Below are 9,319 nucleotides of genomic sequence, written 5' to 3' on the forward strand. Positions count from 1 at the left end.
TCTCAAGGCTACCGGCGCCAACTCCGACCAGGCCGCCGGCATCAACATCGTGCGTCGCGCGCTGCAGGCTCCGGCCCGCCAGATCGCGGCCAACGCCGGTGCTGAAGCCTCGATCGTTGCCGGCAAGATCCTCGACAACAAGGGCGCCACCTTCGGCTACAACGCCCAGACCGGCGAGTATGGCGACATGATCGCCATGGGCATCGTCGACCCGGTCAAGGTCGTGCGCACCGCCCTGCAGGACGCGGCCTCGGTCGCTGGCCTGCTGGTCACCACCGAAGCCATGATCGCCGAAGCTCCGAAGAAGGAAGCTGCCGGCGGTATGCCGGGCGGTATGCCGGGCGGTGGCATGGGTGGCATGGGCGGCATGGACTTCTAAGAAAGTCCATAAAGCACGCCCATCACCTTACGTTGCTCAAGCCCGCAAGCGGGCTTGAGTGGCGGCATGGACTTCTAAGAAGTCCATAAAGCACGCCCATCACCTTACGTTGCTCAAGCCCGCAAGCGGGCTTGAGTGGCGGCATGGACTTCTAAGAAGTCCTGTCCCATCACGAATAGTGAAGGGCGGCAGAAATGCCGCCCTTTTTCGTTAGGCTCGCTTGATTTTGCACTCGGTGACCTTCGCCACGGAATCGACTCCCGCCCGCATCGTCGAGACCATGGTTATGTGAAGGAATAGGGCCTGGCGCGAAAAGCCGCCGCGCTGAGGCCCAGCCCGGCGAAGCGCTGCCGCCAGTCATCAAAGCCGGGGACCCGAAGGGCGACGGCGGCTGGCTCGGCCAGTTCATAAAGCTGGCCGTGTCGGAGGTCGCGGAAAAGCGGGCCGGCAGCGAGACCGTCCTCACCAAGCTCAGCGAGCTGATGTTCGTCGATGTTCTGCGCCGCTATGTGGAATCGCTGCCGCCGCAGCACACGGGCTGGCTGGCCGGCCTGCGCGATCCGCACCTGGGCAAGGCGCTGGCGCTGATCCATGATCGACCGGCGCATAACTGGACGGTGGGGCGCTAGCGAGGGAAGCCGCGCTGTCACGCACCGTGCTCGCCGAACGCTTCACCAGGCTCGTCGGCATGCCGCCGATGCACTATCTCGCCAAATGGCGGATGCAGATCGCTTCGGAATTGCTCAGCGCCGGCAACAGCAGCGTCGCCAACATCGCGGCGGAGATCGGCTACGAATCCGAGGCAGCGTTCAGCCGCGCCTTCAAGAAGGCGATCGGCGTCCCGCCCTCGGCCTGGCGGCTTGGCGTTCGGCCTACGCCCGGTTCCGGAAGCCATGAGGCTTCCGAACCCGAAGGCGAACCGGCCGTGGCAGCGAACTAGCGATCCGTCAGCGCCAGCTTGGCGCCTAGCATGACGAAGGCTCCGGCGAAGGCGCGGCGCATCCAGGTCAGCACCTTAGGCCGCGACACGACATGGCTGCGGATCGACGCGGCGAAGATGCCGTAGCCGACAAAGACGATGAAGGTGACGAGCATGAAGACGCCGGAGAGCTCCAGCATCATCGACAAGGCGTTCGGCTCGGTGGTGCTGACGAATTGCGGCAGGAAGGCAAAGAAGAAGATCGACAGCTTCGGGTTGAGGATGTTGATGAGGATGCCGGACGTGATCACCTTGCCGGCCGAGCGCGGCGCGAGGTTCTCGTCGACGCTGAGACCGCCCCCCTCCTTCAGTGTGTTCCAGGCCATGTAAAGCAGATAGGCGACGCCGAGATATTTCAGCGTCTCGAAGGCGACGGCGCTGGTGTGCAGCACGGCGGCGAGGCCGGTGATGGCGGCGGCCATATGCGGGATGATGCCCAGCGTGCAGCCGAAGGCGGCGATGATCGAGGCGCGCGCGCCACGCGAGAGGCCGGCGCTCAGCGTGTAGAGAACGCCAGTGCCCGGCGAGGCGACGACGATCAGCGTCGTCAACAGGAATTCGATGCTCAAGGCTTGTTCCTCCGCGGCCCCTGCCAGGCGGGAAGGTACCGAGCCGATTGAGGCGGGGCAAGCGGGGTAGGAGAGCAATCTCCCGCCTTGTGGGGGAGACCAACAAGCGGCAGCCCATGCGCCTGGCGAGCCATCAGGCAGTCGTCGCCGCCGGGCACGCAGGCACGGCAGACGTCGGGGCGGAGTTCGTAGATGCCGCAGGCCGTGTGCTTGCCGATCTCGCCGGTCAGCGCCGCACAGCGCACGCCGTCGCAACGCATGCCGGACAGGTCGGCCGACACGTATTTCTCGGGAATGCGGTCCAGCCGTTCATCCGCCTCGGTGGAGAAGCGCGGCCATGCGGCCGAATAGGAACAGCAGGCGCCGCAGCTCTGGCAATCGAAAAGCATGCCATCGACGGCGAGCGGCCAGGCCAGACCGGCGGCCGCGCCGGAGGGCCGGCTCAGGTCTCCACGATCCGCGTCACTCGGCAAGGCCGCTATTTCTTCCCTTTGGTCTTGCGGGGCGGTGTTTGCGCCGGCGCGTCGAACAAATCGGATGCGCTCGGCTTGTCGACCTTCGGCGCGGCAGCCGGCTTGGCCGGCTTTGCGGCGGCGGGTGACGCCGGCTGGTGCTTGGCGGAGAATTTTATGGCCATGTCAGTCCTCGTCAGCAAAACGCGATGACGGCGCCCGCGGATTGCGCAGGCGGCCGATGAGCGCCGAAACCGCCGTGATGTTCATTTCCTCCGGCGACCAGTTCCTGGCTTCCACGAGGTGATGCGGCGCCAGTTCGCGATGCGTGCTGCCGCTATAGGCGGCGTCCGGATGTGTCACGCGCTCATGGGTTTTGCCGTCCTCGCGCACATATTCGATCAGATAGTTGGGGCATTCGGCGCGGCTGCGCACACCGACCCGCACCTGGGCATCGCCATGGGCGCGCTTGCAGCGTTCCAGTTTTTCCAGCACGCGCCGGACATATTCGACCGGCTTGTCCAGGACATCGACCATATCGGCAATCGTCGAATCGGCGGCGATCGGCGTTGGCGGGACGCGCTTGGTGGCCATCAGCGTTTGCCCGTGCGTTTCGGCAAAGCGGCAAGGGCGGCGGCGGCCACCCTGTGCTCGGCTTCCTTTTCCAGCCGTAGCTCGCGCAGCCGCGCGGTCTTGGCCTCGCGGGCCTGGCTGGCGGCATCCTGCTCGGAAACGATGCGACTGAGCGACATCGACTGGGTCCTGGCCCGGCTGAAAAGCGATTCAGCCTGGTCGCCCCGGGTCTTCGAAGTGAGGGACAAAATCTTCTCCTGGTCCGGCGCATCCATAGGCCGGCGCGACGGTGCTTTAGCACATCCCAATCGGCCTGCGACGCACAATTCAGTCCCCAAACGCAAAAAAGGGCGTAAGCATTGCCCTCTTCGTCGTGGCGGTCCATGCTGGCGCACCGTCAGGGTTGAATTGCGACCCAAAAAAAATTGCAAAATGCGGGAACCATCTTGGCATCCGCGCATTTTGGTACGGTCAGCAATTCATGAAAGCAATTTCAGGAAAAGGCTGGCACAAAGGACGCCTCCCGCGCGATAAAAGGTGCGAGGGGCGTTCTTTTTTGTCTGGCGCCTCACATGATCACGCTCATCATCGGCAGGACCTCGTAGCGGAAGCCGCGCCCCGAAAGCACGACCGGGTCGGCGTCAGTCACTGCTCGTGCCTCGGCCTCGCCGCCGACGCGCAGGATGCAGAGGCCCCAGGGCCCGGCCGGGTCGGCGACCGGACCGGCGATCAGCATCGTGCCCTGACGAAGCTGATCGCGCAGGTATTCAGCATGGCGACCCATCAGCGCCCTCTCCTCCTCGGTCAAGGTGAAGGCGAAATCCGGGCGCGGCGGGATCAGCCGGCAATGGAACACGCCGGGCGCCTTGACCCCGGCCTCGCCGGCGAGGAAAGCGCCGAGCCAGCCGAGCACACGCTCCCAGCCCTGGCCGTGATCGCGGCAGGAGTCGTGACGCGGGCCAGAACCTTCGTGGCGCAGGGTGAGCCAGGTCCCGGTCCCGATCGCCTCCAGCGTGTAGGTGACGGTCGTCACGTTGTCGCCGTCCCATGGCGCCTTCCAGGTCATCACAAGGCGGTGCGGCGGCTCGACCTCGAGATATTCGCCCTGGACGTGGAAATCACGGCCGTCGGCGCCCTTGCCCTCGGAGCGCCAGGCGCCGCCCGGCCGAACGTCGGCAGTGTGCTTTGTGGTGCGGTACATGTTGTCGGCACCCCACCAGAGCGGGATCTGGTCCGCGGCGGTGATCGCGCGGAACACCCGCTCCGGTGGCACGGCGATCGTCACCGTCGCCAGGATGGTGCCCGCCGAAACGTCGGCTATTGCGCGTGGTCTCTCATTGCCCGCCATCACTCGTCCTCCAGATAGGATTTCAGGTTGCCGAGGCTCGCCTGCCAGAAGTCGCGATAAGGCATGATCCAATCGGCGACGTCCTTCAGTTCCGCCGGCTCCAGCCTATAGAGCCGCTCGCGGCCGCGCTTCTGCTCGGAGACGACGTTGAGCTCGCGCAGGATGCGCAGATGCTTGGAGATCGCCGGCCGGCTCTGCGAGAAGGCAGAGGCCAGTTCGTTGACGGGCGCCGGCCCCTGCCGCAAACGGTCGAGGATGGCGCGACGCGTCGGATCGGCGATGGCGCGGAAAACGGAGCGGTCGGGATCAGCCTGCGGCATGATACGTATCCATTTGGTTACGTATTATGCCGGACCGGCGCTGCGGTCAATTCTCTTGAAGAGATATGGCATGCCGCCGTCGTGGTCAGTCCTGTTCGTGAGGGCCTGGCTCCGGCCACGTCTCCTTAGCCGCCTCCGTATACCAGTGCCGCATCGCAGGCGTGGAAAGCACGGCGTCGACATAGGCGCGGATATCCGGCGCCAGCTCGCCGCCATAGGTGTCGAAACGGGTGACGATCGGCGCGTACATGGCATCCGCGGCGGTGAAATGACCGAACAGGAACGGGCCGCTCACGCCATGTTCAGCCCGGCATTGCCGCCAGATCGCCTCGATGCGTGCCCGTTGCGTGTCGCCCTCGGCGTCGAGCGGCTTGTGGCTCTTCGGTCGACGCAGGTTCATCGGCCAACCGTAGCGGACCTCGCGAAAACCGGAATGCATCTCGGTCGCCACCGAGCGTGCCAGCGCGCGGGCACCGATGTCGTCCGGCCAGAGCTTTTTCTGCGGAAAGAGATCGGCAAGATATTCAAGGATGGCAAGGGTTTCCCAGACAATCCTGCCATTGTGATTCAAGACCGGCACCAGACCGGTTGGCGACACTTTGGCGAGATTGGCAAAGGTCTCGGGCGTGCGCAGGCGCACGAAACTCTCCTCGAACGGGATCTCCAGATGCCGCATCGCCACCCATGGCCTGAGCGACCAGGAGGAAAAGCATTTGTTGCCGATGAAGAGCGTGAATTCAGCCATGGTTGTTCCCATATTGCCCGCGCATTCGCAGGCGCACCCTACCCGCCTGCTTGCCGGGCCGATCCCGAAATTACGACCAGGGCCGCTGTCCCGCCGCCTCAGAAACTCAGGCTCTTGGAAAAAGCGTTGGTGAAGACCACCTCGCCGTGGTCGCCTGCCGCCTCGCCGAGCACCACATCCATGCTGTCGCCGGTCACCCGCGCCAGCGCGAAGCCGCCCATGTAGGCGGCCTTCGGCTTGAACAGGTCGAGCCCGTCGCGGCGGTAGATCATCGGCACCTCGTGCTGGTGGCCGTGGAAGATTGCGATGACATTGTAGCCCTTGAGAGCCGAAAGCAGGGCCTGGCGGTCCGCCTCGCCCCACCAATGTGGCGAGCCGGTGCCCTCGTCGTCATAGGTCCTTTTCGCCGGATCCCAGCGCTCGATCGAGAAAATGTCCCAGCCATAGTGCTGGAACAGGATGACCGGGCGGCCGTCGCCGGCATAGGTCGCCAGGTCCTGCTTCAGCCATGGCAGGCTGCTCAGCGCGCCATGGCCGGTGTCGCCGGCGAAACGGTGCGTCTGGACGAGATGCAGGCCGCCCCAATCCCAGGAATAGCAGTCGGTGTCGACGTCATAGTCGGTTGCCGGCACCGGCGGCTTGAAGAACACGCCGGCCCGGTGGTTGACCTCGACATAGTCGCGCAGCTCGCGGCGGTACCAGTCGACATGCGGCGGCGAGCCGTTCTGGTCGAGGTCGTGGTTGCCGAGGCCGACATAGACGGGCATGTGCACGCGGTCGGGGCCTATGCCCTGCTGGTAGCGCTGGCTGAACTGCAGCAGCTGCGTGCCCTCGCTGGGCTCGGTGACCTGGCCGCCGCCGTCGTCGGTGATGTCGCCGCCGGTGACCAGGCCAAGCGGCGTGCCGATGCGGCTGCCGGCCGAACGCAGGCCGGTGGCGACGCCGCCGATCTCGGCCGGCCAAGCCTTGTCGGCGATGCCGTTCAGGGCAGCGACGCTGCGCAGAAGCGCGGCATCCGTCTTGCCCTCCTGCAGGCAATTGGGGCTCAACCCGCTCGCCATGCGGCAGGCATGGATATCGGCGATGAACAGGAAAGTCGCGTCGACCGGCTGGATTCGCTTTCCGGTCTGACCGAATGCCGGATGGGCAAAGGCCGCGGCAGACGCAAGGCTCGCCATCTGCGCCAGGAAAGCGCGACGGGATATCGAACGGGCTTGCCAGCTATTCATCATGGCCGAAATTCAGCACAGGCGGCGCCCGGCCGTCCAGTTCCCTCCCCGACCCGCCAAGCATCGACATGGCGGTATGGGTCTGGCAGTCTTGCGCCTTCAACTTGAGCGGGAAGAGGAGGATGCGATGAAGGCCGCAACGATCGGCATGGCCCTGCTTGCCGCGGCGGGCGCCGCGCATGGCGCCGAATGCGTCGACGCCAAGACCGCCAAGACTGGCTTCGTGCTGGAGATGCCGGGCATCCGCAGCGAGTTCCGGCCGGCCGCCGGCGGCATGGTTTCGGTCGCCAACACATACCAGTCGGAATCGCCGCAGACGCAGTTTCTCTATGCTGGGCTGATCGAGGTGTTCCGCGACAGCACGACCGGCCATCTGGCGATGATCCCGCTCGGCGACCTGAAGAAGCTGTTTCCGCTGAAGGCAGGCGCGAAGAGCACGACGCAGTTCGTCGAGCTGTCGCCGAAGAAGCAGCCGAAAGGCACCAAGACGCTGGAACTGGCGGTGAAGGGCAAGGAGACGTTCAGCCTCGGCGGCTGCAAATACAATGTGCTGGCGGTCAAGGAGACATTCAAGAACCAGGCCGGCGAGACGCTGGACACGTTCACCGCGCTCTACGCGCCGGATCTCGGCGCATCGCTGGCCCGGCGCTATGACGAGGGCACGAATTCGGAGAGCGTGGTCGGCTACGAGACGATCAAGCCGCTGGCGAATTAGACTAGGTCCAATCTACACTTCAGGATTCTCAACGCTGGCGCGTTGGTGCATGGCGTTGCGGAACCTCCGAGTCGTGCGCCAGTGTCGTGATTTCGAAGTTCGCATTATTGCGAATATCGCGGTCCGAGCGAACTCGAAACGACACTGGAACAGATCTGACGTATCCGGGTCATAATCTGCGCATATCGCCCACTTCCCCAATATGCCATAGTCGCTCAGAGGCGTCGCCAACCGGTGTTCGCCCCCACCTTCACGACCGCGATCGATACCAAGACGATCGACGCGGAGGAACTTGCATCGATTGCAAGCCGACGGAGGAAATTGGGCCATGAAACATGGATCATCAGAAGAACACCCAACGAGGGTTGAACCTGCCGCTGGTCAGCGAACGATGAATCGCCGCGACGCGCTCAAGGCAGCAGGTCTGGCTGGAGCCGCCCTATCAACGGGTGCCGTGTCGGTCTGTGCCGTTGCAGCGCCGGTCGATGCAATGGAAGACCTGGTTGCGGCCGCCAAAGCGGAAGGGCAGCTTACCGTCATAGCATTGCCTCGCGATTGGTGCGAATACGGCGTCGTGATAGACGGGTTCAAGGCGAGATACGGTCTGACAATCAACGAACTCCGGCCCAATGGCAGCTCAGCCGATCAGATTGAGGCGATCAGGGCTGGGCGAGCCAAGACCGACTCCCAGACCCCGGATGTAGTCGACATTGGCATGTCCTTCGCCTCATCGGCTAAGGAGGATGGCTTGCTGCAGCCGTACAAAGTGTCAACGTGGGGCACAATTCCGGAAGCCGCCAAGGATGCGCAAGGGTATTGGTGCGGCCGCTATTACGGAGTCCTTGCGTTCGAGATCAACGCTGACCTCGTCACCAAGATGCCACAGGATTGGGCGGATCTTGCCGCGCCGGAGTATAGGAATTCGGTCGGCCTCGCCGGCAATATTTCTTCAAATCAAGCAGTCCAGAGCGTGTTCGCCGCAGGCTTGTCGGCGGCTAAGGGTGACGTCGAAGAAGCCGCTGCTCAGGGGCTGAAGTTCTTCGCCAATCTCAATGAAAAGGGCAATTTCGTTCCCATCATCGGTGATGCCAACTCACTTGCTGACGGTCGCACGCCGATCCTCGTTCGCTGGGACTACCTCGCGCTCGGCGACCGCGAACGGCTCAGGGGGAAAACGAGGATCGAAGTCATCATGCCAAGGACCGGCGTCGCTGCGGGTGTCTATGTCCAGGCGATCAGCGCCTATGCTCCGCATCCAAACGCTGCTCGGCTGTGGATGGAGTACCTTTATTCAGACGAGGTGCAGATCGCATTGTTGAAAGGCCACTGTTACCCGATCCGGTTCGCGGACCTCGTGCGCAGAGGATCGGTCCCTGTCGATTGGCGCGAAAGGCTCCGGCACCTCGACCATGAGGGGTACGATGTCGACCCGATATTCCCAGCACTCAAGGACCAGGAGAGGGCGAGAGACGTCATAACCAACGGCTGGGACGATATCGTTGGTGTCAAGGTACGTTGCCTGCCTGCTGACGGGTACCTTGGCCCGGTATCCCTCAACAGTAGCATGGCTAGCGGAGCAAACGGTTCCTAGTTCACGAGTTTGAGGTCAGCAACGGCCTCGTGTGTCGTGATTTCGAAGGTCGCATTGTTTCTATATCGCGCTCCGAGCGAACTTCGAAATCGACACGACACAGGAAATCAATGAGGTACCAGGATGTTTGATGCCGTTGGGACAGAGCGGGCGGCGTTCCGGCATCAAGGTGGTCTGCGCAGCACCCTGCGGCGCCGCCTCGCTGCCAATCCGCTCTGTGGGGACGGGGCGCCCTGCTCCAACCCCGCCAGGCAATCCCGCAGCAGACCCGCATCCTGCGCCGTCTTGGCCATCGACATGGCGCCCGAATAGGCGGCGACCGCCAGCGCGGCATAGCGGTCGGGGTCCATGCCCTCGTCCCGGCCCGCTAGCCGGTCGACCCGCAGCTTGTCGGCGATCGCCCGCCGCCACCCGGCAAA

General features: G+C 64.0%; 13 protein-coding genes and 2 pseudogenes. 5 read left to right on the plus strand and 10 right to left on the minus strand.

Annotated features, from left to right (window positions below; genetic code table 11):
* The 3 genes from EN742_RS13765 to EN742_RS38715 form a co-directional block, all read left to right on the plus strand.
* Nucleotides 1–379: TCP-1/cpn60 chaperonin family protein (locus EN742_RS13765; protein WP_281034960.1), on the plus strand; the 379-nt coding region annotated here is incomplete at its 5' end.
* 347 nt (nucleotides 380–726) lie between these two features.
* The gene (locus EN742_RS38710; RefSeq protein WP_281033549.1) at nucleotides 727–1,008 is read left to right on the plus strand and encodes a cupin domain-containing protein; all 282 of its coding nucleotides are present in this window, start codon (nucleotides 727–729) and stop codon (nucleotides 1,006–1,008) included.
* 26 nt (nucleotides 1,009–1,034) lie between these two features.
* Complete coding sequence (locus EN742_RS38715; RefSeq protein WP_210211275.1) at nucleotides 1,035–1,319, plus strand: helix-turn-helix transcriptional regulator; 285 nt, start codon at nucleotides 1,035–1,037, stop codon at nucleotides 1,317–1,319.
* On the opposite strand, the gene EN742_RS13780 is transcribed toward EN742_RS38715, so the two are convergent.
* From EN742_RS13780 to EN742_RS13815, 9 genes and pseudogenes are all read right to left on the minus strand, one after another.
* Nucleotides 1,316–1,927 (minus strand): LysE family translocator, encoded by a 612-nt coding sequence (locus EN742_RS13780; protein WP_126055146.1) that lies wholly within the window; start codon nucleotides 1,925–1,927, stop codon nucleotides 1,316–1,318. The two genes, EN742_RS38715 and EN742_RS13780, sit on opposite strands and share 4 nt — an antisense overlap.
* 107 nt (nucleotides 1,928–2,034) lie before the next feature.
* Nucleotides 2,035–2,316 (minus strand): annotated as a pseudogene (locus tag EN742_RS13785) (YkgJ family cysteine cluster protein); the annotation flags it as partial.
* An 89-nt stretch (nucleotides 2,317–2,405) separates the two neighbouring features.
* Entirely contained in the window at nucleotides 2,406–2,564 is a 159-nt protein-coding gene (locus EN742_RS38085) for a hypothetical protein (protein WP_189347697.1), read from the minus strand.
* Between the two features lies 1 nt (nucleotide 2,565).
* Nucleotides 2,566–2,973, minus strand: coding sequence for a hypothetical protein (locus EN742_RS13790; RefSeq protein ID WP_126055147.1), 408 nt, complete (start codon nucleotides 2,971–2,973; stop codon nucleotides 2,566–2,568).
* Complete coding sequence (locus EN742_RS13795) at nucleotides 2,973–3,227, minus strand: hypothetical protein (RefSeq protein WP_126055148.1); 255 nt, start codon at nucleotides 3,225–3,227, stop codon at nucleotides 2,973–2,975. The genes EN742_RS13790 and EN742_RS13795 overlap by 1 nt, the downstream gene beginning before the upstream one ends.
* A gap of 293 nt (nucleotides 3,228–3,520) precedes the next feature.
* Entirely contained in the window at nucleotides 3,521–4,300 is a 780-nt protein-coding gene (locus EN742_RS13800; RefSeq protein ID WP_127406741.1) for an SRPBCC domain-containing protein, read from the minus strand.
* Nucleotides 4,300–4,620, minus strand: a complete 321-nt coding sequence (locus tag EN742_RS13805) for a metalloregulator ArsR/SmtB family transcription factor (protein WP_127406740.1) — start codon at nucleotides 4,618–4,620, stop codon at nucleotides 4,300–4,302. Before EN742_RS13805 ends, EN742_RS13800 begins: the two co-directional genes overlap by 1 nt.
* 85 nt (nucleotides 4,621–4,705) lie before the next feature.
* Nucleotides 4,706–5,365, minus strand: a complete 660-nt coding sequence (locus EN742_RS13810) for a glutathione S-transferase family protein (protein ID WP_126055151.1) — start codon at nucleotides 5,363–5,365, stop codon at nucleotides 4,706–4,708.
* Nucleotides 5,366–5,463: 98 nt separating this feature from the next.
* Nucleotides 5,464–6,597, minus strand: coding sequence for a metallophosphoesterase (locus EN742_RS13815; RefSeq protein WP_127406777.1), 1,134 nt, complete (start codon nucleotides 6,595–6,597; stop codon nucleotides 5,464–5,466).
* 124 nt (nucleotides 6,598–6,721) lie between these two features.
* Between EN742_RS13815 and EN742_RS13820 the strand changes: the two genes are divergently transcribed.
* On the plus strand, nucleotides 6,722–7,309 hold the full coding sequence (locus EN742_RS13820; protein WP_127406778.1) for a hypothetical protein: 588 nt from the start codon (nucleotides 6,722–6,724) through the stop codon (nucleotides 7,307–7,309).
* A 328-nt stretch (nucleotides 7,310–7,637) separates the two neighbouring features.
* The gene (locus EN742_RS13825) at nucleotides 7,638–8,900 is read left to right on the plus strand and encodes an ABC transporter substrate-binding protein (protein WP_348628258.1); all 1,263 of its coding nucleotides are present in this window, start codon (nucleotides 7,638–7,640) and stop codon (nucleotides 8,898–8,900) included.
* Nucleotides 8,901–9,064: 164 nt separating this feature from the next.
* Here the strand turns inward: EN742_RS13825 and EN742_RS13830 are convergent.
* Nucleotides 9,065–9,319 (minus strand): annotated as a pseudogene (locus EN742_RS13830) (TetR/AcrR family transcriptional regulator); the annotation flags it as partial.

The organism is Mesorhizobium sp. M4A.F.Ca.ET.020.02.1.1 (assembly GCF_004022645.1).
Taxonomy (GTDB): domain Bacteria; phylum Pseudomonadota; class Alphaproteobacteria; order Rhizobiales; family Rhizobiaceae; genus Mesorhizobium.

Excerpts from the sequence above, each read along its gene's own strand:
- EN742_RS38085 (WP_189347697.1), bottom strand. The coding sequence starts at position 2,564 with ATGGCCATAAAATTCTCCGCCAAGCACCAGCCGGCGTCACCCGCCGCC.
- EN742_RS13790 (WP_126055147.1), bottom strand. The coding sequence starts at position 2,973 with ATGGCCACCAAGCGCGTCCCGCCAACGCCGATCGCCGCCGATTCGACG.
- EN742_RS13795 (WP_126055148.1), bottom strand. The coding sequence starts at position 3,227 with ATGGATGCGCCGGACCAGGAGAAGATTTTGTCCCTCACTTCGAAGACC.
- EN742_RS13800 (WP_127406741.1), bottom strand. The coding sequence starts at position 4,300 with ATGGCGGGCAATGAGAGACCACGCGCAATAGCCGACGTTTCGGCGGGC.
- EN742_RS13805 (WP_127406740.1), bottom strand. The coding sequence starts at position 4,620 with ATGCCGCAGGCTGATCCCGACCGCTCCGTTTTCCGCGCCATCGCCGAT.
- EN742_RS13810 (WP_126055151.1), bottom strand. The coding sequence starts at position 5,365 with ATGGCTGAATTCACGCTCTTCATCGGCAACAAATGCTTTTCCTCCTGG.
- EN742_RS13815 (WP_127406777.1), bottom strand. The coding sequence starts at position 6,597 with ATGATGAATAGCTGGCAAGCCCGTTCGATATCCCGTCGCGCTTTCCTG.
- EN742_RS13820 (WP_127406778.1), top strand. The coding sequence starts at position 6,722 with ATGAAGGCCGCAACGATCGGCATGGCCCTGCTTGCCGCGGCGGGCGCC.
- EN742_RS13825 (WP_348628258.1), top strand. The coding sequence starts at position 7,638 with ATGAAACATGGATCATCAGAAGAACACCCAACGAGGGTTGAACCTGCC.